Source organism: Pantoea sp. M_9 (genome assembly GCF_008631385.1).
Lineage (GTDB): Bacteria > Pseudomonadota > Gammaproteobacteria > Enterobacterales > Enterobacteriaceae > Pantoea > Pantoea eucrina.
The window spans coordinates 772193-794926 of record NZ_VWUF01000001.1; the positions used below are offsets into that span (position 1 = coordinate 772193).

The window sequence follows — 22734 nt, forward strand, 5'->3', positions numbered from 1 at the left end:
TGGCTGAAAGGTAAATGAAAGGTTACCGGTTTAACAATTCAGCAACCGAAAATGTTCGGTAGCAATCACAATCTGGAAGAATGACTGGAGCGAACCATGAAAAAAACAGGCTTTCTCATCCTCGCCACCTCCCTGCTGGCTTTTTCAGTGTCTTCGGCGCTGGCAGAGGCGCCAAAGCGCCCTGAGTGTATCGCCCCGGCTAAACCCGGCGGCGGTTTTGACCTCACCTGCAAGCTGATTCAGGTCTCCATGCAGGAGACCGGCCAGCTCACCTCACCCATGCGCGTGACTTACATGCCAGGCGGCGTAGGCGCGGTTGCCTATAACGCCATCATCGCGCAGCGCCCGGCCGAAGCGGGTACGCTGGTAGCCTTCTCCGGCGGGTCGCTGCTTAATCTGTCACAGGGCAAGTTTGGCCGCTATTCGGTCGACGACGTGAAGTGGCTGGCCGCCGTCGGCACGGATTACGGCATGGTGGCGGTACGTGCCGACGCGCCGTGGAAAACGCTGGGTGAGCTGATGGAGGCGATGAAAAACGATCCTAATAAAGTTGTGGTCGGCGCCGGGGCATCTATCGGCAGCCAGGACTGGATGAAAACCGCCCTGCTGGCGCGCGAAGCCGGTATCGATCCGCGCAAAATGCGCTATGTCGCGTTTGAAGGCGGCGGCGAGCCGGTGACCGCGCTGCTTGGCAACCATATCCAGGTAGTATCCGGTGATATGAGTGAAATGGTGCCGCACCTGCAGGGCGGTAAAATGCGCGTGCTGGCGGTGATGAGCGACAAGCGCCTGCCGGGCGAACTGGCCGATATCCCCACCGCTAAAGAGCAGGGGTATAACGTCGAATGGCCGGTGATTCGCGGCTATTACCTGGGTCCTAAAGTCAGCGATGCGGAGTACCAGTGGTGGGAAGATTCGTTTAAAAAACTGGTTACCACCAAAGAGTTCCAGCAGCAGCGCGACGCACGCGGCCTGTTTGAGTTCAACATGTTTGGCAGCGAGCTGGATGCTTATGTGAAAAAGCAGGTTGCTGACTATCGTGAGAAAGCGAAATCGTTCGGGCTGGCGAAATAGCGGAGGCAATGATGAGCGATCGTATTTTTGCCGTTGTCTGGCTGGCGCTCTGTATTGCCGGGCTGTTTATCGGCTGGCAGATCCAGAGTGAATATAGCTATGAGCCGGTCGGTCCGCGCCCTTTCCCGATGCTGCTGCTTGGGCTAATGGCAATCTGCGCCGTCATGATGCTGCTGCGCAAGCCTGACGTCATACAGTGGCCCTCAGCCACCACGTTAAAAAAACTGGTTGTCCTGTGTATTTTGCTGATGGCGTATGGCTGGCAGTTTGAAAACCTGGGCTTTCCAATCTGCACCACCCTGCTGACCTTTGGCATCGGCCTGCTGTTTGGCGCGCGCTGGTGGGCAGCAGCGATCTCTGGCGTGGTGATGGGCGTGGCGCTGTTTTACGCCTTCGACCGGCTGCTTGACGTAACGCTGCCGATGGGCAGCTGGCTGAGTTAACAGGAGTCAATAATGGATACCTGGTCTTTTCTGATGCAGGGCTTCGCCGTCGCTATGACGCCGGAGAACCTGATGATCGCCCTGATCGGCTGCTTTATCGGCACCATTGTCGGCTTGCTGCCGGGACTGGGACCGATCAACGGCGTGGCGATCCTGATGCCGCTGGCGTTTGCTCTGCACCTGCCGGCTGAATCAGCGCTGATCCTGCTGGCAACCGTCTATATCGGCTGCGAATATGGCGGACGTATCTCCTCTATCCTGCTGAACGTGCCGGGTGACGCTGGCGCGATTATGACCGCGCTGGATGGCTATCCGATGGCGCAGCAGGGCAAAGCGGGCGTGGCGCTCTCTATCTCGGCCGTCAGCTCATTTGTCGGCTCCACCATCGCCATCCTCGGCATTATCCTGTTCGCACCGATTCTGGCTAACTGGTCGCTGGCGTTTGGGCCGGCAGAATATTTTGCCCTGATGGTATTTGCCATCGCCTGCCTCGGCAGCATGATGAGCCACAACCCGCTGAAATCGTTCCTGGCCGCGCTGATAGGTCTGAGTATGGCTACCGTGGGCGTGGATGCGAATACCGGCGTTTATCGTTTTACCTTCGACAGCGTACACCTCTCCGATGGCATTCAGTTTGTTGTGGTGGTAATTGGCCTGTTCTCGGTCAGTGAGATTTTACTGATGCTGGAGTCGACCAGCGGCGGTCAGAAAGTCGTACGCGCCAGTGGCCGCATGATGTTCAACATGAAAGAAGCAGCCCAGGCGACCGGCGCCACGCTGCGCTCCTCCTTCATCGGCTTTTTTGTCGGCGTACTGCCGGGTGCGGGTGCCACTATCGCCAGCGCCATCGCCTATATGAGCGAGAAGAAGATCAGCGGCAGCGACCAGTTCGGCAAGGGTGATATCCGCGGCGTGGCGGCGCCGGAAGCCGCGAACAACGCCTCGGCGTGCGGCTCATTTATCCCGATGCTGACGCTGGGTATTCCGGGCTCTGGTACCACGGCGGTGATGGTGGGCGCGCTGACGCTCTATAACATCACGCCGGGTCCGGCGATGTTCATCGAACAGCCTGATATTGTCTGGGGACTGATTGCCGCGCTGCTGATCGGCAACGTGATGCTGCTGATCATGAATATCCCGATGATCAATATCTTTGCCCGTATGCTGACCATCCCGCTCTGGTTTCTGGTGCCCGCGATCGCCGCCATTTCCGCCGTCGGCGTGTATGCGGTGCACAGCACAACCTTCGACCTGCTGCTGATGGTGGGGTTAGGCATCTTCGGCTATATCCTGCGCAAGATGGATTTCCCGATGTCGCCGCTGATCCTCGGCTTTGTACTGGGCGAAATGCTGGAGCAGAACCTGCGCCGTGCGCTCTCAATCAGTAACGGCAATCTGCCTATTCTGTGGGAGAGTCTCATCTGCAAAGTGCTGCTGGTGCTGGCGGTCGCGGTGCTGGTGGTGCCATTCGTCTGGAAACGCTGGCGTCGCAGCCGCTTCAGAGCGGCAGAGGCGGAATAAATCCGGATCTTCTCGCTTTTCTGATACCAGCCCCCGTGGATTTCCCGGGGGCTTTTGCTATCATATGCCCCTCTTTTTCCGGCGCACCCGGATCTGACTCGTTTTTCAAGGATTCCGCCATGCAACCTCTCAGCGGTCCCGGTGTGCCCGCGGGCGATCGTTCTGCGCTTACCGGTGCTTCCGGCCCGGCACGCCCCGGCGGCCCGGCTGGCGAACAGCCTCTCTCTCCGGCGCAGCGCACTACGCTGGAACGGCTCATTGTACGCATTATGTCTCTCAGCACTCTGAAAGCGCCTGAGCTCTGGGCGGGCGTACGTCATGAGGTGGGTGTTAAGAGCGATGCTGACTTTCAGTCGCGCCATTTTCCGGCTGCCGAGCAGCACCTCAATCGTCGCCTGAGTCAGGTGCAGGACAGCCACGCCACGCGCCAGCTGCTTCAGCAGCTGCAGGATAAGCTGCCGCAGGGTAACAACCGTCAGGCGGTAAGCGACTTTATCCGCCAGCAGTTTAACCAGACGGTGCTGAGTGCGCTGAGTCAGGATCAGCTGCGTCAGGTGCTGACCATGCTGCAGAGCGGCCAGATGGCGATTCCGCAGCCGCAGCAGAGCCGCAGTACCGATCGCACGCTGCTGCCGGCAGAGCAGCAGGCGCTAAATCAGCAGGTGACGCGGCTGGCGGCCACGACCGGCGAATCGCCGGTAAAACTGCTGACCGACGCGCTGAAACTGGTGAATCTTAAAAGCGGCGATCCGGTGCCGTCGCGGCACTTCCCGCTGCTGACGCAGTATCTGCAGGTGCGTCAGACGCTGGGACAGCACACCGCACCCACGCTGCAGCTGCTGGAAAGCTCGCTGAAGCAGCCGCTGAATCGTGATGAACAGCTGCTGCTGCAGGATTACAGCCAGCAGCGTTTTCAGGCGACGCCGCAAACCGTGCTGACCGCTGCGCAGTGTCAGGATCTGCTGAATCAGCTTTTCAGCCGCCGGGCTGAGCGCGGTGAAACGCTGCCGCTGACGGATAGCATGCGCCAGCCACAACCTATCTGGGCACCCTTTACAGAGATCCTGCCGCGCCCGCTGGCACAGCGTCCGGCGCTGTCGCTGATAATCGCGGTGTTTGTGGTGCTGTTTCTGCTCTGGCTGCTGGCCTGAGTCAGCAGCCGCACCCGGCCGCAGCGCTGTGCTGTGGCCACTCTCCCGCAGCGGTTCCCCACGCCAGCGGATGCCCGTCGCGCTTCCAGAAATCCAGCCCGCCAATAAGCTCCTTAACCTGAAACCCCAGCGCTGCCAGTTTCAGCGCCGCTTTGGTTGAACCATTGCAGCCGATGCCATCGCAGTAGGTGATATAGACCTTGCTGCGATCGAGCGTCGCCGTACTCTGCGCACTGATAGTAGAGTGCGGAAACGAACGCGCGCCGCAGATATGTCCTGCAGCATAGTTTTCGGGGCTGCGGGCATCAAAAACGACAATGGCACATTCGCCGCGTGCCAGGTCTTCTGCCAGATCCCAGGCATCGGTGTAATAGCTCAGCTTATGCTGCAGATAGGCGTGACTCTCTTCCGCACTGGCGGCGGGATAATGTAAGACAGCGGACATACTCTTCTCCTGTTGCGATGTACACCCACTTTACGGCAAATTGGTCTCTGTAATGAGACCCTTTCTGTCAGAGTAATAAGACCATTATGTATCAGGAACTGGCCACGCTTTTTCAGCAGCAGGCGCAGGGTGGACGACGCGAGCGCCTCTGTCGCGCCCTGCGGCAGGCGATTGTCAGCGGTCAGCTGCGCCACGGTGAGAAGCTTCCCTCCAGCCGTCAGCTGGCCGCAGAGCTGTCAGTCGCGCGCGTAACCGCGGAAGCAGCCTATGCGCAGCTGGAGAGCGAAGGTTATCTGCAGCGCCATACCGGACGCGGTACTTTTGTCGCGATTACGCTGGCTCCGCCGCCAGAGACGCCGTCAACCCGCCCGGCACCGCACTTCTCGCAGCGTGGCCTGCAGCTGCTGGCGACCGGCGGCTGTCAGGATCCGCCCTTTCCCGCCGCGTTTGCCGCCGGATCGCCCGATTTACGGGCTTTTCCGCATACACAGTGGCGGCGCATCAGTAGCAGCGTGCAGCGCCGGCTCGGCAGCCGTGTGATGGGCTACGGCGATCCGCTCGGCTACCTGCCGCTGCGCGAGGCGGTCTCGGAGTATCTGAGCCTGTCGCGCGGTATGCGCTGTCGTCCGGAACAGGTCATCATCCTGACCAGTTCTCAGCAGGCGCTGCAGCTGCTGGCGCTGCTGCTACTGGATCCGGATGATGAGGTCTGGCTGGAAGATCCCGGCTATCCGGGGGCGCGTAACGCCTTTCTTGCCGCAGGCGCGCACTGCCGTGCGATGCCGCTGGATGAACAGGGTGCGGTGCCGCTCTCCGGTCGCGCCCGGCTGGTTTACCTGACGCCAGGGCATCACTATCCAACCGGTTTAGCGATGAGCCTGGCGCGGCGGCTGCAGTGGCTGGCGTGGGCGCAGCAGCATAACAGCTGGCTGATTGAAGATGATTACGACAGCGAATTTCATTACGGTGAGCGGCCTGCCCCGGCGCTGCAGGGCATGGCGCGCGACAGCAGGGTCATATCGATAGGGACATTTTCCAAAACCCTGTTTCCTTCCCTGCGCCTGGCGTGGATGGTGGTACCACCGCAGCTGACTGAGCCGCTGGGTCGGGCGCGCAGCGTGCTGGATGGACATAGCGCGCTGCTGCCGCAGGCTATCACCGCTGAATTTCTGCAGCAGGGCCATTTTGCCAGCCATCTGCGGCTGATGCGGCAGCTCTATCACTACCGGCGCGACCGGCTTCTGGAAGAGGTTCATAGCCGTATGCAGCCGTGGCTGCGCCCGCTCCCGGCAAACGGTGGTCTGCAGCTGGCCGTCTCGCTGCTGCAGGGCAGCGAGGCAGCGCTGACGCAGCGGGCCGCGGCTGCGGGTCTGCTGCTGCCGCCTCTCTCACCGCTCTGCCATGCGGCTGCACCGCAGCCCGGCTGGCTGCTCGGTTTTGCAGCGCTGACGCCGGCTGAGATTGCCAGCGCCTGCGATAAGCTGGTTACGCTGCTGGCGCGCGAAGCACGCAGCACCAGGTGATGACGGAGCCGGCCACGGCGCAGAGCGCGCCCGCCAGATAGACGGCGCCATAGCCAGACGCCGTCGCCAGCAGTCCGGTTAGCGGGCCGCTGATCCCATAGGCGATATCCTGAAAGGCAGAAAATGCGCCCAGTGCGGTACCGCGTATCTGTGGCGCGACGCGACGCACCACTTCAACCCCCAGCGACGGAAAGATCAGCGAGCAGCCACAGCCGGTGAGGGCCGCCCCCGCCAGCGCCAGCCAGCCTGAGGTGGCAACGGCAAGCAGCAGCAGACCCAGCGCTTCCACCAGCAGTGATACCAGTGCGACCCGGCTCCCGCCATAGCGATCCGGCAGATGACCAAAGAGGATCCGCACTCCGGTAAAAGCGCAGCCAAAGGCGGTGAGCGCAAAGCCGGCGTGTCCCCACGCCTGCGCAGCAAAATAGAGCGAGGTAAAGGTGCCGATTACGGCGAAACCGGCGCCCTGCAGCGCCAGCACCAGCCCAGGCGAGAAAATGGCGCTGATAACGCTCCACAGCGATGGCCGCGTGCCGCCGGCAACCGGCACCGCGCGGATCCAGCCGTTAACCAGCAGAGCCAGCAGCGGCAGCAGCAGCGCCGCGCCGCTGATAGCCAGCAGCCCGCCATGCTGATACATCAGCACGCCCAGCAGAGCGCCTGCCGCCAGCGCGCCATAAATCGCCATTCCGTTCCAGGACATGACCAGACCCGATCGCCTGGCTCCCGCCAGCCCCAGCCCCCAGGTGAGGTTACCGGTCAGCAGCAGGCTTTCCCCTGCGCCCAGCAGCAGACGCGCCACTATCAGCAGCATAAAGCGCACGCCGGGTGCGACCGGCAGCAGCACGGCGGCGGCATAAGCAGCCCCTGTCAGCGCAATCGTCAGCATACCGAAGCGGGTGGTAGCGCGTGCTCCCTGCTGATCCGCACGCCGGCCAGCAAAACCGCGCGTTAACAGGGTAGCAATAAACTGACTGCCGGTTGCAATGCCCACCATCAGGTTACTCATGCCCAGCTCCTGATGCACATACAGCGGGATCACCGGCAGTGCCAGTCCGGCGGTCAGATAGCTGAGAAACACGGCAAATGAGGTGCAGGCGAGCGGCAATACGGACGCGTGAGCGTGAGCGGTCATGTTTGCGCACTCCTTGTCAGCGACGATAGCGCAGGGAAAATTATTCAGGAGTGTATGCAGGTAAAAGCGGGGTTGTCAAAACGGCTCAGGCTGAGCAGAGAAAGTCAGGCTGCCATAACGGCAGCCTGTAATATCCCGGCAGGGGATGACGGGACGCGGGCAGATTTAGCCCTGGTATTTACGCATGGTCAGCGTGGCGTTGGTACCGCCAAAGCCGAAGCTGTTGGACATGACCGTGGTCAGCGCTTTTTCCGTTGGCTGCGTCACGATGTTCATGCCTGCTGCGGCCTCATCCAGATCGTCGATGTTGATGCTCGGCGCGATAAAGCTGTGCTCCAGCATCAGCAGGGTGTAGATCGCTTCCTGCACGCCCGCAGCACCCAGAGAGTGACCGGTCATGGCTTTGGTCGCTGAAATGTACGGGGTGTTGTCACCAAACACTTCACGGATTGCGCCCAGCTCTTTCACATCGCCAACCGGCGTGGAGGTGCCGTGCGTGTTCAGGTAGTCGATCGGTGCATCGAGGCCCTGCATCGCCATCTTCATGCAGCGCACCGCGCCTTCACCTGACGGTGCAACCATGTCAGCGCCATCAGACGTTGCGCCGTAGCCAACAATCTCAGCATAGATATGCGCACCACGTGCCAGCGCATGCTCCAGCTCTTCAACCACAACCATGCCACCGCCGCCGGCGATGACAAAACCGTCACGGTTAGCATCATAGGTGCGTGATGCTTTCTCAGGCGCATCGTTATATTTGGTCGAGAGTGCGCCCATCGCGTCAAACTCGCAGGACATTTCCCAGGTCAGCTCTTCACCGCCACCGGCAAAGACCACATCCTGTTTGCCCAGCTGAATCTGCTCAACGGCGTTGCCGATGCAGTGTGCTGAGGTAGCACAGGCGGAGCTGATGGAGTAGTTCACGCCGTGAATTTTAAACGGGGTCGCGAGGCAGGCAGATACACCTGAGGCCATCGCTTTGGTCACAACATAGGGACCCACGCCTTTCAGGCCGCGCGGGCCGCGCATAGCGTCAGCACCGAACACCTGATAGCGCGGTGAACCACCGCCGGAACCGGCGATCAGACCCACGCGCGGGTTGTTCTGATACTGCTCGTCAGTCAGGCCTGAATCTTTAACCGCTTCCGCCATAGAAAGATAGGCGTAAATAGAGGCATCACTCATGAAACGCACGATTTTGCGATCGATGAGCCCGTTGGTATCCAGTTTGACGTTGCCCCACACGTGGCTGCGCATACCGGCTTCTTTCATCTCTTCGGAGAAAGTGATACCGGAACGGCCTTCACGCAGAGAAGCCAGCACTTCCTGCTGGTTATTACCAATGCTGGAAACGATACCCAGGCCAGTAATCACTGCACGTTTCATTCAATAGTCCTCATTCCACATCTTTTTGGATTGACGTGCACTCTAGCGTACAGTTGTACGCCGAACAAGTCCGATCAGCCATTTCCTTTTGTAAATTTGCGTCATGTGATGCCACTCGCTAAAATCGCGCCACTGCCTGAAAAATGAGCCTTTCCCGTGAAATTATCCCCGGTTGAACACGCGCAATTAACCTGGAACGATCAGGGTACACCTGTTTCCCGAGCGTTCGACGATGTCTACTTCTCTAACGATAATGGACTGGAAGAGACCCGCTATGTGTTTCTCGGCGGTAATCAGCTGCCGCAGCGTTTCAGCACGCATACGCGCGATCTGTTTATTGTGGCGGAGAGCGGCTTTGGCACCGGTCTGAACTTTCTCACGTTATGGCAGGCGTTCGATCAGTTTCGCGCGCAGCAGCCTGAGGCTGCGCTGCAGCGGCTGCACTTTATCAGCTGTGAAAAGTATCCGCTGACGCAGGCCGATCTCGCTGCCGCGCAGGCGCGCTGGCCGGAGCTGGCGCCGTGGACAACGCAGCTGCAGCAGCAGTGGCCGTCGGCGCTGCCCGGCTGTCAGCGGCTGCTGTTTGACGGTGGCCGGGTCACGCTTGATCTCTGGTTTGGCGACATTAATACGCTGATAACAGAGTTTGATGAGAGCCTGCAGGGCCAGGTTGACGCCTGGTTTCTGGATGGGTTTGCGCCGGCTAAAAACCCGGATATGTGGACCCCGGCGCTGTTCAGCGCTCTGGCGCGGCTGGCGCGCGCCGGAGGAACGCTGGCGACCTTTACCGCTGCGGGCTTTGTCAGGCGTGGCCTGCAGGAAGCGGGATTCACCATCAGTAAACGTAAAGGCTTTGCGCATAAGCGCGAAATGCTGACCGGCACGCTGGCACATGCGGTGCCGCTGCCAGCCGTGCAGCCGTGGTATGCGCGGCCTGCAGCAGCGGGGCAGGATGTCGCCATCATTGGCGGCGGCGTCGCCAGTGCGCTGCTGGCGCTGGCATTACTGCGCCGCGGCTGGCGCGTGACGCTCTACTGCGCCGATGAGGCCCCGGCACTGGGTGCATCCGGCAATCGTCAGGCAGCGCTCTACCCCTTACTGAACCAGCACGATCCCGCGCTGGCGCAGTTTTTCCCCGCCGCTTTCAGCTTCGCGCGTCGTCTTTACGATAGCCTGCCGGAGCGTGCTGAACAGAGCTGGTGCGGGGTGCTGCAGCTGGCCTGGGATGAAAAAAGCGCGGATAAGATTGCGCAGATGCTGGCCCTGGCGCTGCCGGCGGATATCGCTTACGGTGTCTCACCGGCCGAGGCGGAGCAGCTGGCGGGCGTTGCGCTGGGTATGGGCGGCATCTGCTATCCGCGTGGCGGATGGATCTCTCCTTCCCAGCTTACCAGCAACCTGCTGGATCAGGCGCAGACGCAGGGCCTGCACCCGCACTGGCTGCACCGGGTTACGCAGCTGGCGCCGCATGAAAACGGCTGGACGCTGCACTTTTCCGACCGGGCCGCCGTGCAGCATCAGAATGTCGTACTGGCCAACGGGCATGCGCTGCGGACGCTGGAGCAGAGCCAGGATCTGCCGGTCTACCCGGTCGCAGGCCAGGTAAGCCATGCGCCCTCCTCCGCCGCGCTGGCAAACCTGCAGAGCGTGCTCTGTTACGATGGCTATCTGACACCCGTCAGCCCGACGTTTGGCACCCACTGCATCGGCGCCAGCTATCATCGCGGTGATACCACAACTGCTTTCCGTGCCGACGATCAGCAGAGCAATCGTCAGCGTCTGATGGCGTGCCTGCCGCAGGCCGCCTGGCCGCAGCAGGTTGATCTCAGTGATAACGAGGCGCGGGTGGGCGTGCGCTGCGCCACGCGCGATCATCTGCCGATGAGCGGCAGCCTGCCGGACTACACTGCCACGCTGGCGCAGTATGCTGACCTGCCGGGACAGCGCGCCCGCGGAGAGAAGATTGCTGAAGCCCCGCACTATAACGGGCTGTTTGTGCTGGGCGCGCTGGGATCGCGCGGGCTCTGCAGCGCGCCGCTGGCAGCTGAAGTGCTGGCGGCACAAATGAGCGGTGAGCCGCAGCCGCTTGATGCCGCAACGCTGGCGGCGCTGAATCCGAACCGCTACTGGGTGCGTAAATTGCTGAAGGGAAAAAAAGCGGGACGCTGAGAGCCGGGGCGAAAAGTCGCCCCGCGCATCAGGCGGTCTGACGTGCCTGGCTAAACAGGTTATCCCACATGCCGACGACCAGCGCCTGATCGCGTGGTGAGAGTTCACCGGCGGCAATAGCATTCTGCAGGCTCCGGGAGACGACAATCTGCAGCGCTTCCGGCGTGTGTTCGCCGCTCTGCTCAATCTCCGCAACCGCCAGCGTCAGATGGCCGCGCAGATAACCGCTGGCAAACAGCTCATCATCACTGGCGTGGTCGACCATATCGTCAATCAGCGCCAGAATGCGGGACTCAAATTCTACGATCATCTCTCATTCCTTTCATTTTAAGCAGGCGAATTAAAGCGTTTCCGGCCACGGAAACTGCGCTGCAGTGAGCGCTGGCGTACCATAATAGCGGTTCAGCGCCGTAATAAACTGTGCCGGGCGAGCCGGGATCCCCTGCTCCAGATAGTGCATCACCTGGGCATGGACCCGGCGCTGAAACGCAATGCGATCGGGTTCACAATCGCCTTCGAGATTGTCACAGCTGACATTAAAGGGGAAGCCCGCCGCAACGCAGAACAGCCACTCCAGCGCCTGCGGTTTTACTTCAACCGCTTCAAACTGGCTCTGCGTCTGCGCATCACGCCCGTCGGGGCAGTACCAGTAGCCAAAATCAACCTGCTGCCGACGCGCGTCGCCCGCAATACACCAGTGCGAAATTTCATGCAGCGCGCTGGCGTAAAATCCATGGGCAAAAACTACGCGGTGCCAGGGTGATTCTGCATCCGCCGGAAGATAAATCGGTTCGTCATCGCCTTTAATTAGACGTGTCTTAAAAGTCTCAGCAAAGCAGCCGTCGAAGATATCGATCAGCTGCTGATAGTGGTGTTCTGTCGGCATAGTCATCTGTCAGTTAATCATCTGGCGCCATTGTCGCACCGGCGGCACGATTTGACGAGTCGGTTTATCCTGCGGCAAACCAGGCCAGTACTTCAGCCCCGTGGCTGTCCCACAGCAGTTTGGCGCTCATGACCGCAGAAACGGTCACGACCATCGGACGGATCAGCCGCTGGCCACGGCTCAGCACCAGCCGCGCACCAAGCCGTGCTCCGATAAATGCGCCGAGCAGCATCACTACGCCGGTTCCCCACACCAGTTTGCCGCCAAACATAAAGAACAGCAGGCTGGCAAAGTTGGAGGTGAAATTCAGCACTTTGGCATGCGCCGTCGCTTTGGCGAGATTGAAACCGCAAAGCGTGACAAAGGCGAGCGCATAGAAGGAGCCGGCTCCCGGGCCGAAGAAGCCATCATAGAAGCCCACACAGCCGCCGCCCACCAGCGCAAACGCCACGCCCTGCAGACGATGCTCGCGATCCACTTCTCCCAGCCGCGGCATCAGCAGGAACCAGAGTCCGATGGCGATAAGCAGCAGCGGCAGGATCTGACGCAGAATATCCGCCTGAATATGCTGGATCAGCAGCGTGCCGCCGACCGCGCCGAGAAACGTCATCGCGATGTTCAGCCGCTGGTCACGCAGGTTTACGGCACCACGGCGGACAAAATAGAGGCTGGCGGAGAAAGAGCCGCCAACCGACTGCAGCTTGTTAGTCGCCAGCGCCTGCGCCGGTGACAGGCCCGCCGCCAGCAGCGAAGGAACGGTCAGCAATCCCCCGCCGCCGGCAATGGAGTCGATAAAAGCGGCCAGTATGGCAACAAAAAACAGTACGCCAAGGATAAGCGGGCTGACGATAAAAAGGTCCATTTCACTTCTCGCAGCAGGTAGCAGACAAGCCCGGCGCGGGGCAATAGCCGTTGCGCGCCGGGAGAGGTACTCAGAGCCGATGGTTATCCAGCAGCGCTTGGCAGGATGGCGGCAGCGGCGGCGGGGCTTTTTTTACCGGTGGCGTGCTGCCGGGCTTTTTCGGCAGGAACCAGCTCTCCAGCTCCGCACCGCAGCCGTCGCCCGGCGGCGGTGGCGCCTGATCTTCGCACTCCAGGCTGCCGGCCGGACAGCGCAGGCGCACATGCATATGCGCCCGATGCGCAAACCACGGGCGAACTTTATGCAGCCATTCGCGATCGCTGCCGGCATCGGCACAGAGCTGCTTTTTGATCGCCGGATTCACAAAAATTCGCGTGACGTCGCTGTCTTTCGCGGCCAGCTTGATCAGGCTATCAATCTGCGGCTGCCAGTGACGGGCGATCACCTGTTTATCGTCCGGCGCCACCAGATCCAGCGGCTGCGGCTTCAGCAGCTGCTGTGCGCTCCAGCGGTTTTTTGGCAGCTGCAGCCAGATATCCACATCCAGTCCGGTCTGATGACTGGCGTGGCCGCTGCTGAAACGTCCACCGGCCGCCATTCCCATATCGCCAATCAGCACCTGCCCCAGATGAAGCTGACGGGTGCGGGTGCTGAGGCGCTGAATAAAAGCGATCAGATCGGGATGGCCATAGTAGCGGCGCTGATCCTGACGCATGACCTGATAGTCCGGCGCGTCCAGCGGCAGCGCCTGCGCGCCGATGATACAGCCATTGGCAAAGCCGCCAATCGACTGCGGCGCACCAGAGACCGGGTGCTGGATCTGCTGCCACGGCGTGGCGGCAACGGCGGCCGCGCTACCCAGCAGCGCGGCGAGAGTGAGCAGAGCGCGGCGCATCATCAGGCTCACCAGCGTGGTACGCTGCTGTTGACGTCAGCGTTTTGCCCGCGCTGGCGTAACAGGTGATCCATCAGCACAATCGCCATCATCGCTTCGGCAATGGGCACGGCGCGAATGCCGACGCAGGGATCGTGACGCCCTTTAGTGATCATCTCCACCTCCTCCCCCGTGCGGGTAATAGTGTTACCCGGTACGGTAATGCTGGAGGTCGGTTTCATCGCCAGGTTGGCGCTGATGGTCTGCCCGCTGCTGATGCCGCCGAGGATGCCGCCGGCGTGATTGCTCTGAAAGCCGCTGGCGCGGATTTCGTCACGATGCTCGCTGCCGCGCTGGTTAACGACAGCAAAGCCATCGCCAATCTCTACGCCTTTAACGGCGTTGATGCTCATCAGCGCATGCGCCAGATCGGCATCGAGACGATCGAACACCGGCTCACCGAGGCCCGGTGGCACGTTTTCCGCCATCACGGTCACTTTCGCGCCGATAGAGTCGCCCTCTTTCTTCAGGGCGCGCATCAGCGTATCCAGCGCCTCCAGCTTGCTGGCATCCGGACAGAAAAACGGATTCTCTTCAACGATGCTCCAGTCTTTCAGCTCGCAGGCGACGTCGCCAATCTGCGCCAGATAGCCACGCACCACGATACCGTGCTGCTGCTGCAGATATTTTTTGGCGATGGCACCGGCGGCCACGCGCATAGCGGTTTCGCGTGCTGAAGAGCGTCCGCCTCCGCGATAGTCGCGCAGACCATACTTCTGCTCATAGGTGTAATCCGCGTGGCCAGGCCGGAACAGATCTTTAATCGCGCCGTAATCCTGCGAACGCTGATCGGTGTTCTCGATTAACAGGCCGATAGAGGTGCCGGTAGTGACCCCTTCAAACACACCAGACAAAATTTTCACCTGATCCGGCTCGCGACGCTGGGTGGTATAGCGCGAGGTGCCGGGACGGCGGCGATCGAGATCGTGCTGGATATCGGCTTCAGTCAGCGGAATACCGGGCGGCACGCCGTCAACGATGCAGCCCAGCGCAAGACCGTGCGACTCGCCAAACGTGGTAACGCGAAAAAGTTGTCCAATGCTGTTTCCGGCCATGATGGCTCCTTGTTGCCATAGTGCGGGCGCTCAGGCGCGCCGCAAATTAATCTTTAAAAAAGGAGAAATGGTGCTGCGCTGCCACGATCTGATCGCGCGTCAGCATAAAGACGCCGTCGCCGCCGTTATCAAACTCCAGCCAGGTGAAAGGCACGTCAGGATATTGCTCGATCATATGCACCATGCTGTTGCCGACTTCACAAATCAGCACGCCCTGCTCGCTGAGATAGTCAGGCGCGCAGGCGAGAATGCGGCGTACCAGCTTCAGGCCATCGCTGCCAGCTGCCAGGCCAAGTTCCGGTTCATGATGATATTCGCCAGGCAGATCGCCCATATCTTCCGCGTCCACATACGGCGGGTTGGTGACGATCAGGTCATATTTTACCGGCGGCAGGTTGCGGAACAGATCGGCGCGAATCGGCGTGACGTGATGCAGCAGACCATGCTCTTCAATGTTTTGTTCCGCCACGGCCAGCGCGTCATGGGAGATATCGACCGCATCCACTTCCGCTTCAGGAAAGGCATAGGCGCAGGCGATAGCGATGCAGCCGCTGCCGGTACACATATCCAGAATATGCTGTGGCTGGCCGGGGATCAGACCCGCAAAGCGGCTTTCAATCAGCTCGCCAATGGGTGAACGCGGAACCAGCACCCGTTCATCCACGTAGAACTCATGTCCGCAGAACCAGGCTTTGTTGGTCAGGTAAGCGACCGGAATGCGCTCATTCACGCGGCGGATCACCCGCTCAACGATACGGTGCCGTTCACTGGCGGTCAGGCGCGCATGGCGCATATCTTCAGGAATATCGAGCGGCAGCCACAGAGTGGGCAGAACCAGCTGGACCGCTTCGTCCCAGGGATTATCCGTGCCGTGACCGTACCAGATGCCAGCCGCTGAAAAACGGCTGACGGCCCAGCGCAACATATCCTGAATAGTGTGCAGTTCGTTTACTGCCTCATCGACGAAAATCTTGTCCACGTAGCCCTCCGCAGGCCATAAAATCAATCGGCCGATAGTTTGCCACGAAGCGGGCCAGAATTCAGCGCAGCGAGGCGAAAAAGCTGACATTTGTCAGCGCTTAGCGGTAAGGTAACAGCCCGGTAAACTGCAACGTTGAAAGAATTTTCCCGCCATGAGTAAAAAGACGCCGCTGAACGACGACGATCAGGCGCTGTTTCGTCAGTTAATGATTGGGACGCGCAAGCTGAAACAAGACACTATCGTACATAAACCTGCGGTTAAAACCCGGGAAGTTCCGCTGAAACGTCTGCTTTCCGAACAGGCTGACAACAGCCACTATTTTTCCGATGAGTTTCAGCCGCTGCTCTCCAGCGACGGGCCGGTGCGCTACGTACGTGCTGACGTCAGCCACTATGAACTGAAAAAGCTGCGTCGCGGCGACTATACGCCGGAAATTTTTCTCGACCTGCACGGGCTGACGCAGATGCAGGCGAAGCAGGAGCTGGGCGCACTCATCGCCGCCTGCCGTCGCGAACACATTTTTTGCGCCAGCGTCATGACCGGCCACGGAAAACATATTCTTAAACAGCAGACGCCGCTATGGCTGGCGCAGCACCCGCATGTGATGGCGTTTCACCAGGCACCCAAAATGTTCGGCGGCGACGCCGCACTGCTGGTGCTGATTGAGGTAGAAGAGTGGCAACCGCCTGAACTGCCTTAGCAGATGAGGTGGCAGGTTGCAGCAAGAGCAGATGAGGTGGGAGGTTGCAGCAAGGCGGCAAGTAAATGAATCCCCGGGAGCTTACATCAGTAAGTGACCGGGGTGAAGGCGCGCAGCCAGTGCAGCTGCAGCCTGTACGCGCGTATTCCCCGAAATAATTCAGGTTGCAGCAAGGCGGCAAGTAAATGAATCCCCGGGAGCTTACATCAGTAAGTGACCGGGGTGAAGGCGCGCAGCCAACGCAGCTGCAGCCTGAAGTATGAAGGGGAATCAGATAGCTTTAGCGAGCCTGGCCGGACTCACCTGCCACAAAAGCTTACCCTCGCACTCATCAGCATTAAAATCGATACAGGCGATAGCCGACGTGGCGAACATGGGCGGCGCTTCCTGCGGGCACAGCTCAGAAACCAGGTATCCGACCAGCGGCAGATGCGAAATCACCAGCACGGCTTTCACGCCCTGCACCGCCAGCGCCTGCAAATGCAATGCGACCTGCCCCGGATCGCCGCCCGGCGTCAGTTCAGGAAGAACGTCCTGGTTATGCGGCAAATCCAGTGCCTCGCGCACCGTGGCGAGCGTCTGCCCGGCGCGCAGATAGGGGCTGACCAGCACCCTTCCGATATCCGGCGTCTGGCTGTTGAGCCAGCTCGCCATCTGACGTGATTCGTTACAGCCGCACAGCGTAAGGGGGCGAGCAGAATCGCTCGCGGCTTCCAGAGCTGCATCGCCATGACGCATGATAAAAACTTGCATAAAGCACCGCTGTTGTTGGTCGATATCGCCCGGTACCACGGCACCAGACGCTTCATTCTGCGAATGAAGGCTGTGTTTTACCCCAATGGCTTCAGTATAGTCAACCGGTTGCTCATTAAATAAGCGCCCGCTAAATCGGTACCGGCTGACCTCTACTCCATCTGCTCTGCTAAGCGGCTGAATATGCACCGCTCTTGCTGAATGTGATTAAATGTAAAAATGGGCGCCGCTTTCTGCCCGCCTGACTAACGCCTCGCACGGGGCAAAGCGATCGCCATGCTGCTGCGCGAGGGCCGTAAGTCTCTCCACAAGCGCAGCGCTGCCGTATCGATCCATATAACGGAACGGTCCGCCGAGAAATGGGGGAAAACCGATGCCGAATACCGCGGCAACGTCGCCATCGCGCGCCGAACGGATCACTGACTCATCCAGACAGCGCGCGGCCTCATTTAACAGCATCAGCATGCAGCGTTCAGCAATCTGCTGCTCACTCTGGCGCGCCTCAGGTTTCAAAGCGAGCAGCGTATAGAGGCTGCGATCCGCTTTACGCGCGCCGGGCCAGCGTCTCTTCTCATAGTGATAAAACCCTTTCCGGTTTTTTCGTCCTTTGCGATCGTCAGCGAGAATAGCATCAACCGCGGCCTGCGGTGCGGCAAAGCGCGCGCCATAAGCCTGCTCAAGCAGCGGGCTGATTTTACTGCCGGTGTCGATACCGACTTCATCAAGCAGCTGCAAGGGCCCTACCGGAAAACCCGCTTTTACCAGAGCCTGGTCAATATGTTCGACGGGTTCCCCCTCCAGCAGACAGCGCAGCGCTTCGTTGATATAGGGGGCGAGGATACGGTTAACGTAGAAGCCCGGGCGATCTGCTACCACTACTGCAGTTTTGCCCTGTTTTTGCGCCAGCCGCAGCGTGGTAGCCAGCGTTTCCGCTGACGTTGCCGCATGCGGGATCACCTCCACCAGCGGCATTTTATCTACCGGACTGAAGTAGTGCAGCCCGATGATATTTTGCGGCCGCTGCGCCTGCGCGGCGATGGCGCTGATAGCGAGTGAGGAAGTATTCGAGGCAAAAATGGTGTCGGGCTGACAGTGCTGCTCGATTTCCGCCACCATCTGCTGCTTCAGCGCCAGATCTTCAAATACCGCTTCAATGACCACATCGCGCCGGCTGAAGCCCTGATAGTCGATACCGCCGCTGATGCGCGCCATCTGCTGCTGACGCTCTGCAGGTTTCAGCTGACGCCGCCTGACTTTTTTCGTCAGCAGATCCCAGCTGTAGCACAGCGCGTGATTGATTCCGCTGAGCTGGATATCTTTGATACGCACCGGCAGTCCCGCTTTCAGCGCCGTTACGCTGGCGATCCCTCCACCCATCAGACCACCGCCCAGCACGCCCACCTGCTGCAGCGTGCGTACTTTACCCTCTGCCGCGGCGGCTTTTTTCAGCGCGGTGGACGCGAAAAACAGGCTGCGCAGCGCCGCCGATTCCGGCGTGAGCGCCAGCTCACCAAACGCCTGCGCTTCAGCCTCATGTCCCGCCCGGCTGCCCTGCTCCAGCCCGATGCGCACCACCTGCAGAATGCGCCCGGTCGCCGGATAGTTACCGTGAGTTTTTTTAGCCGTCTGGCGCTTTGCCAGCGCAAACAGCAGCGGCCGCCCCAGGAAGCCCTGCATCAGGCGCGCCCGCTGTGGCAACGTCCGCGCCGCGCCCTTTCCTTTATGAACGCGCGCCACCGCCGTTGCCAGTAAAATTGCCGGCGGCACCGCATCATCGACCAGGCCCAGCTTAAGCGCCTGCCGGGCGCGCAGTGCTTTACCGCTCAGTATCAGCGACAGCGCCTGCTCTGCGCCAATCAATTGCGGCAGCCGCTGTGTACCGCCGGAACCAGGCAGCAGGCCCAGCTGAACTTCAGGCAGACCAAGACGGGTCTTCTCATCCAGCGAACAGATGCGGGCGTCGCACGCCAGCGCCAGCTCCAGCCCGCCCCCCAGACAGGCGCCGTGGATCGCCGCCACAACCGGAAACGGCAGCGCGGCAATCTCCGCCATCACCTCCTGCCCCTGCTTCGCCAGCGCCTGCGCTTCAGCTGGTGAGTGACAGCGGTCGATCATGCTGATATCAGCACCCGCAATAAAATTGTCCGCTTTGCCGGAAATGAGTACCAGACCCGCCAGCTGCGGATGCTGACGGGCGGCGGCGATTACCGTGCGGATCTGCGCGGCAAACTCAGCGCGCAGCGTATTCATTTTTTCACCCGGCACATCGATGGTGATCACACCAACATGATCCGGGCGCAGGGTTAACTCAAACGCGGTGTGCTGCATTATTCAGCCTCCAGAACCATTGCAGTGCCTAAGCCGCCCGCCGCGCAGGCGGTTACCAGCCCCAGTCCGCCGCCGCGCCGCCGCAGTTCATGCAGCGTCTGGGCGATCATGCGGGCGCCGGTGGCGGCAAACGGATGCCCGTAGGCGATGGAGCCGCCCAGCACATTAAAGCGCTCATCATCGACCTCGCCCAGCGCCTGCGGCCGGTTAAGCACCTCACGCGCAAAGCGCGCATCGCTGAACAGCTTCAGGTTGGCTAACGTCTGCGCGGCAAAGGCTTCATGCATGTCAATCAGCGTTAAATCACGCAGCGTGACGCCAGCACGATCCAGCGCCAGCGGCGAGGCGTAAGCCGGGCCCAGCAGCATGTCGGTCTGCACATCAATGGCGGTAAACGCGTAGCTGCGCAGGTAGCCCAGCGGCGTTATCCCCAGTTCGCGGGCGCGCCCTTCACGCATCAGGATGAGGGCTGCCGCGCCATCCGTCAGCGGCGTACTGTTTGCTGCGGTTACCGAGCCGTGACGCCGGTCAAACGCGGGCCGCAGTCGGGCATAATCGGCCGCGCTGGCGTTAAAGCGGATGGTGTTGTCCTGCTCAACCGGCGCTTTCCACGGCGGCACAAAGGCGGGCATCACCTCCTGCTGCAGTACGCCGCTCTGCCAGGCCTGCGCGGCACGCTGGTGTGAGCGCAGGGCAAGCGCATCCTGCTGCTCACGCATAATACCCCAGGTTTTAGCCATCTGTTCAGCCGTATCTCCCATGCGCAGTCCGGTTGAATACTCCGCCACGGCAGGCGGCACCGGCAGCAGATCGCGCGGGCGCAGACGCCGCAGGATCTGCAGCTTTTTGCCCATTGTCCGCGCCCGGTTCAGATCGACCAGCGCACGCGCCAGCGTTTTGCTGACGCCAATCGGTAACACGGAGGAGGAGTCTGCGCCGCCGGCAATTCCGGCATCGATGGTGCCCGCCATCAGGCTCTCCGCGACGTTAGCGACGGTCTGAAAGCTGGTTGCACAGGCGCGACTGACGCTGTAGGCATCCGTGTGCACGCTCAGCCCGCTGCTTAGCACAATTTCGCGCGCAATATTTGGCGCTTCCGGCATCTGTATCACCTGACCAAACACCAGCTGATCGATCACCTCAACCGGCAGTTCGCTGCGCACCAGCAGTTCGCTGACCACCATACGCCCCAGCTCCAGCGCCGGAATGCCGTGAAAATCGCTCGCCTGCCGGACAAAAGGCGTACGCAGCCCGTGAGTAATAGCGATACGTTCGCCCTGACGCGTCAGCAACGGCTGCGCTCTGCTCATGCTTTTCCCCTGTAACTGACGATCTGACACTATTGCCAGAGAGGTCTGACCTGATCGTCAGTGTTAACCATCCGGCGACGGCTCGCCAATAACCAGGAGAAAAAAGTGCGAGGAAAAACACGAAAATAGCGATTCGCCGTCGCGGAGTGACGGCGATGCAGGATTAGCGCAGGGCGAGCTGAAAAATCAGCGCTTCAGCCTGACAGGCAAAGGTAAATTCAGCGTTCAGGCGTATACCTTCCGGCTCTGAGGTAAATTGTGACGCAATCTCACAGGGTTCCGAGGCGGTTTGCTGCGCTTTCTCCGTCAGCGTTAACACATCGCTTCGGCAGCCGCGCGATCGGGAAACAGCGCTGACCAGCGGGCGCTGCGGTCGCTGTTATCAATCACAATGCCCGTATCCACACAGCAGCAGGCAGCGGTCTCGCGGGCACTGCATTTATTAATGGTCTGACTCATGAGGTTTCTCCGGCTAAAAAGCGGACGCTATAAGAGAGATTTTCTGTCAGAAAGTGTACGCCTGCAGGCCAGTTTCCTCTATCATTGCGTCGCTAAGTGACGAATATCACAATAAAATTTGATCCAAAACAAACCTGAGCCGGTATGCTGACGGCGCAGTATAAAGAAATTGTTAAGCAGATCTGATTTTATCGATCAAGTCTGTAATATTTGAAAAACATTATTGCAACTTACACACAGGTCAGACCTATACTCGTCGCACTGGTCTGATATGTCTGTTTAGTCTCAGTCCCTACAATCCGCCGTCCTTTGTTACGCGACGTGACAACGTTTAATAATAATTTTGATGAGGTTGTGGTCATGAACCATAAGAACCTGTTTGCAAAGTCAGCTGTGGCAGCTGCAGTGGCGCTCGTCTCCTCCCAGGTTTACGCCGCAGGCTTTCAACTTAACGAATTCTCAGCAATTGGATTAGGTCGCGCTTATTCAGGTGAAGGCGCGATGGGTGACACAGCAGCATCGGCCAGTCGCAACCCCGCCACCATGGCACTGATGGATAGCCCGATGTTCTCCATCGGCGCAGTCTATATCGATCCTGAAGTGGATATCAGCGGACGCAGTCCGCTCACCGGCAACAGCCTGGACGCGAATAACATTGCGCCTAATCAGTGGGTGCCAAATATTCACTACGTTCAGCCACTCACCGATCGGTGGTGGGTTGGCGCATCAGCAACCTCAAACTATGGCCTGGCCACTGAGTTTAATAATGGTTATGCCGCAGGAGGCTATGGCGGTAAAACCGATCTGATGACCGCTAATCTTAATCTCAGCACCGCCTATCGTCTGAACGAGCACCTGAGCGTTGGCGTTGGCTTTGATGCGGTTTATGCCCGTGCCAAAATTGAGCGTTATGCCGGTGAAGCTGGCCCGGCAGTGGGCTTCCCGTCCGATCTGCAGGTCGCACATCTTAAAGGCAATGAATGGGGCTATGGCTGGAACGCCGGCGTGCTGTATGAAGTGGATAAAAATAACCGTTTCGGCTTTACCTACCGCTCTGAGGTAAAAGTCGACTTTGACGGCAATTATAAAAACGATATCCCGGCGGCGTTTGGCGGTACCGGCGGCTCAACGGTGCCTGGCTACCTGACCCTGAACCTGCCGGAAATGTGGGAAGTCTCCGGCTGGCATAAAGTTGCGCCGCAGTGGGCAGTGCACTACAGCCTTGCCTATACCAGCTGGAGCCAGTTCCAGGAGCTGAAAGCCACCGGTAGCCGCGGCCAGACACTGTTCCAGAAAGATGAGAGCTTTAAAGATGCCTATCGCATTGCGCTGGGTACCACCTACTTCTATGACGATCGCTGGACCTTCCGTACCGGTATCGCCTTCGATGACAGCCCGGTTCCGGCCGATAAACGCTCTATCTCCATTCCGGATCAGGATCGTTTGTGGCTGAGCGCCGGTGCGTCTTACGCCCTTACGCCTGAAGCGTCAGTGGATGTCGGCGTATCTTATATGCATGGTCAGCACGTTACCGTTAATGAAGCCCCTTACACCTTCAACTCAGAAGGCAAAGCCTGGCTTTACGGCGCAAGCTTTAACTATAAGTTCTGATGGCACC

General features: G+C 59.9%; 20 protein-coding genes and 1 pseudogene. 8 read left to right on the top strand and 13 right to left on the bottom strand.

Annotated elements, in window-relative coordinates; genetic code table 11:
- Positions 1-96 precede the first annotated feature (96 nt).
- The 4 genes from F3I15_RS03465 to flk all read left to right on the top strand — a co-directional run bounded on the left by F3I15_RS03465 (position 97) and on the right by flk (position 4189).
- A complete protein-coding gene (locus F3I15_RS03465) occupies positions 97-1074 on the top strand; it encodes a tripartite tricarboxylate transporter substrate binding protein (RefSeq protein WP_108569497.1) in 978 nt (325 codons plus the stop codon).
- A gap of 11 nt (positions 1075-1085) precedes the next feature.
- Positions 1086-1517 carry a tripartite tricarboxylate transporter TctB family protein gene (locus F3I15_RS03470; protein ID WP_150016554.1) on the top strand — a complete coding sequence of 144 codons (432 nt, stop codon included), beginning with the start codon at positions 1086-1088 and terminating at the stop codon, positions 1515-1517.
- Between the two features lie 12 nt (positions 1518-1529).
- Positions 1530-3038, top strand: a complete 1509-nt coding sequence (locus F3I15_RS03475; protein ID WP_150016555.1) for a tripartite tricarboxylate transporter permease — start codon at positions 1530-1532, stop codon at positions 3036-3038.
- Between the two features lie 119 nt (positions 3039-3157).
- The gene (gene flk, locus F3I15_RS03480) at positions 3158-4189 is read left to right on the top strand and encodes a flagella biosynthesis regulator Flk (protein WP_150016556.1); all 1032 of its coding nucleotides are present in this window, start codon (positions 3158-3160) and stop codon (positions 4187-4189) included.
- Between the two features lies 1 nt (position 4190).
- Here flk and F3I15_RS03485 read toward each other — a convergent pair whose 3' ends face one another.
- Positions 4191-4634, bottom strand: coding sequence for a rhodanese-like domain-containing protein (locus F3I15_RS03485; protein WP_150016557.1), 444 nt, complete (start codon positions 4632-4634; stop codon positions 4191-4193).
- An 86-nt stretch (positions 4635-4720) separates the two neighbouring features.
- On the opposite strand from F3I15_RS03485, the gene F3I15_RS03490 reads away from it, so the two are divergent.
- The gene (locus F3I15_RS03490) at positions 4721-6157 is read left to right on the top strand and encodes a PLP-dependent aminotransferase family protein (RefSeq protein ID WP_150016558.1); all 1437 of its coding nucleotides are present in this window, start codon (positions 4721-4723) and stop codon (positions 6155-6157) included.
- Here F3I15_RS03490 and F3I15_RS03495 read toward each other — a convergent pair.
- Positions 6120-7292, bottom strand: a complete 1173-nt coding sequence (locus F3I15_RS03495) for an arabinose transporter (protein WP_150016559.1) — start codon at positions 7290-7292, stop codon at positions 6120-6122. The two genes, F3I15_RS03490 and F3I15_RS03495, sit on opposite strands and share 38 nt — an antisense overlap.
- 165 nt (positions 7293-7457) lie before the next feature.
- Positions 7458-8678 carry a beta-ketoacyl-ACP synthase I gene (gene fabB, locus F3I15_RS03500; protein ID WP_071668065.1) on the bottom strand — a complete coding sequence of 407 codons (1221 nt, stop codon included), beginning with the start codon at positions 8676-8678 and terminating at the stop codon, positions 7458-7460.
- Positions 8679-8834: 156 nt separating this feature from the next.
- Between fabB and mnmC the strand changes: the two genes are divergently transcribed.
- Positions 8835-10847 carry a bifunctional tRNA (5-methylaminomethyl-2-thiouridine)(34)-methyltransferase MnmD/FAD-dependent 5-carboxymethylaminomethyl-2-thiouridine(34) oxidoreductase MnmC gene (gene mnmC / locus F3I15_RS03505; RefSeq protein WP_150016560.1) on the top strand — a complete coding sequence of 671 codons (2013 nt, stop codon included), beginning with the start codon at positions 8835-8837 and terminating at the stop codon, positions 10845-10847.
- Positions 10848-10875: 28 nt separating this feature from the next.
- On the opposite strand, the gene F3I15_RS03510 is transcribed toward mnmC, so the two are convergent.
- The 6 genes from F3I15_RS03510 to prmB all read right to left on the bottom strand — a co-directional run bounded on the left by F3I15_RS03510 (position 10876) and on the right by prmB (position 15563).
- Positions 10876-11157 carry a YfcL family protein gene (locus tag F3I15_RS03510; protein ID WP_039379145.1) on the bottom strand — a complete coding sequence of 94 codons (282 nt, stop codon included), beginning with the start codon at positions 11155-11157 and terminating at the stop codon, positions 10876-10878.
- 30 nt (positions 11158-11187) lie between these two features.
- On the bottom strand, positions 11188-11733 hold the full coding sequence (locus tag F3I15_RS03515; protein ID WP_150016638.1) for an elongation factor P hydroxylase: 546 nt from the start codon (positions 11731-11733) through the stop codon (positions 11188-11190).
- A gap of 64 nt (positions 11734-11797) precedes the next feature.
- Positions 11798-12595: a sulfite exporter TauE/SafE family protein gene (locus F3I15_RS03520; protein ID WP_150016561.1), complete on the bottom strand. Its 798-nt coding sequence runs from the start codon at positions 12593-12595 to the stop codon at positions 11798-11800.
- A gap of 70 nt (positions 12596-12665) precedes the next feature.
- On the bottom strand, positions 12666-13490 hold the full coding sequence (gene mepA / locus F3I15_RS03525; protein WP_150016639.1) for a penicillin-insensitive murein endopeptidase: 825 nt from the start codon (positions 13488-13490) through the stop codon (positions 12666-12668).
- A gap of 8 nt (positions 13491-13498) precedes the next feature.
- Positions 13499-14584 (bottom strand): chorismate synthase, encoded by a 1086-nt coding sequence (aroC, locus tag F3I15_RS03530; RefSeq protein WP_039379151.1) that lies wholly within the window; start codon positions 14582-14584, stop codon positions 13499-13501.
- Positions 14585-14630: 46 nt separating this feature from the next.
- The gene (gene prmB, locus F3I15_RS03535; protein ID WP_150016562.1) at positions 14631-15563 is read right to left on the bottom strand and encodes a 50S ribosomal protein L3 N(5)-glutamine methyltransferase; all 933 of its coding nucleotides are present in this window, start codon (positions 15561-15563) and stop codon (positions 14631-14633) included.
- A 154-nt stretch (positions 15564-15717) separates the two neighbouring features.
- Here prmB and smrB point away from each other — a divergent pair, with 154 nt between their 5' ends.
- A complete protein-coding gene (gene smrB / locus F3I15_RS03540; protein WP_039379153.1) occupies positions 15718-16266 on the top strand; it encodes an endonuclease SmrB in 549 nt (182 codons plus the stop codon).
- Between the two features lie 270 nt (positions 16267-16536).
- Here smrB and sixA read toward each other — a convergent pair whose 3' ends face one another.
- The 4 genes and pseudogenes from sixA to F3I15_RS03560 all read right to left on the bottom strand — a co-directional run bounded on the left by sixA (position 16537) and on the right by F3I15_RS03560 (position 21104).
- Positions 16537-17019, bottom strand: a complete 483-nt coding sequence (sixA, locus tag F3I15_RS03545; RefSeq protein WP_150016563.1) for a phosphohistidine phosphatase SixA — start codon at positions 17017-17019, stop codon at positions 16537-16539.
- 207 nt (positions 17020-17226) lie between these two features.
- Positions 17227-19347, bottom strand: a complete 2121-nt coding sequence (gene fadJ, locus F3I15_RS03550; protein ID WP_150016564.1) for a fatty acid oxidation complex subunit alpha FadJ — start codon at positions 19345-19347, stop codon at positions 17227-17229.
- Positions 19347-20657, bottom strand: coding sequence for an acetyl-CoA C-acyltransferase FadI (fadI, locus tag F3I15_RS03555; protein ID WP_150016565.1), 1311 nt, complete (start codon positions 20655-20657; stop codon positions 19347-19349). The genes fadJ and fadI overlap by 1 nt, the downstream gene beginning before the upstream one ends.
- Before the next feature lie 163 nt (positions 20658-20820).
- Positions 20821-21104 (bottom strand): annotated as a pseudogene (locus F3I15_RS03560) (YfcZ/YiiS family protein).
- Between the two features lie 372 nt (positions 21105-21476).
- On the opposite strand from F3I15_RS03560, the gene fadL reads away from it, so the two are divergent.
- Complete coding sequence (gene fadL, locus F3I15_RS03565) at positions 21477-22727, top strand: long-chain fatty acid transporter FadL (protein WP_150016566.1); 1251 nt, start codon at positions 21477-21479, stop codon at positions 22725-22727.
- Positions 22728-22734: the final 7 nt, after the last annotated feature.

Excerpts from the sequence above, each read along its gene's own strand:
- fadL (WP_150016566.1), top strand. The coding sequence starts at position 21,477 with ATGAACCATAAGAACCTGTTTGCAAAGTCAGCTGTGGCAGCTGCAGTG.
- mepA (WP_150016639.1), bottom strand. The coding sequence starts at position 13,490 with ATGCGCCGCGCTCTGCTCACTCTCGCCGCGCTGCTGGGTAGCGCGGCC.
- F3I15_RS03465 (WP_108569497.1), top strand. The coding sequence starts at position 97 with ATGAAAAAAACAGGCTTTCTCATCCTCGCCACCTCCCTGCTGGCTTTT.
- F3I15_RS03475 (WP_150016555.1), top strand. The coding sequence starts at position 1,530 with ATGGATACCTGGTCTTTTCTGATGCAGGGCTTCGCCGTCGCTATGACG.
- flk (WP_150016556.1), top strand. The coding sequence starts at position 3,158 with ATGCAACCTCTCAGCGGTCCCGGTGTGCCCGCGGGCGATCGTTCTGCG.
- F3I15_RS03485 (WP_150016557.1), bottom strand. The coding sequence starts at position 4,634 with ATGTCCGCTGTCTTACATTATCCCGCCGCCAGTGCGGAAGAGAGTCAC.
- fabB (WP_071668065.1), bottom strand. The coding sequence starts at position 8,678 with ATGAAACGTGCAGTGATTACTGGCCTGGGTATCGTTTCCAGCATTGGT.
- F3I15_RS03510 (WP_039379145.1), bottom strand. The coding sequence starts at position 11,157 with ATGATCGTAGAATTTGAGTCCCGCATTCTGGCGCTGATTGACGATATG.
- fadI (WP_150016565.1), bottom strand. The coding sequence starts at position 20,657 with ATGAGCAGAGCGCAGCCGTTGCTGACGCGTCAGGGCGAACGTATCGCT.
- fadJ (WP_150016564.1), bottom strand. The coding sequence starts at position 19,347 with ATGCAGCACACCGCGTTTGAGTTAACCCTGCGCCCGGATCATGTTGGT.
- smrB (WP_039379153.1), top strand. The coding sequence starts at position 15,718 with ATGAGTAAAAAGACGCCGCTGAACGACGACGATCAGGCGCTGTTTCGT.
- sixA (WP_150016563.1), bottom strand. The coding sequence starts at position 17,019 with ATGCAAGTTTTTATCATGCGTCATGGCGATGCAGCTCTGGAAGCCGCG.
- F3I15_RS03515 (WP_150016638.1), bottom strand. The coding sequence starts at position 11,733 with ATGCCGACAGAACACCACTATCAGCAGCTGATCGATATCTTCGACGGC.
- F3I15_RS03490 (WP_150016558.1), top strand. The coding sequence starts at position 4,721 with ATGTATCAGGAACTGGCCACGCTTTTTCAGCAGCAGGCGCAGGGTGGA.
- aroC (WP_039379151.1), bottom strand. The coding sequence starts at position 14,584 with ATGGCCGGAAACAGCATTGGACAACTTTTTCGCGTTACCACGTTTGGC.
- F3I15_RS03495 (WP_150016559.1), bottom strand. The coding sequence starts at position 7,292 with ATGACCGCTCACGCTCACGCGTCCGTATTGCCGCTCGCCTGCACCTCA.
- F3I15_RS03520 (WP_150016561.1), bottom strand. The coding sequence starts at position 12,595 with ATGGACCTTTTTATCGTCAGCCCGCTTATCCTTGGCGTACTGTTTTTT.
- F3I15_RS03470 (WP_150016554.1), top strand. The coding sequence starts at position 1,086 with ATGAGCGATCGTATTTTTGCCGTTGTCTGGCTGGCGCTCTGTATTGCC.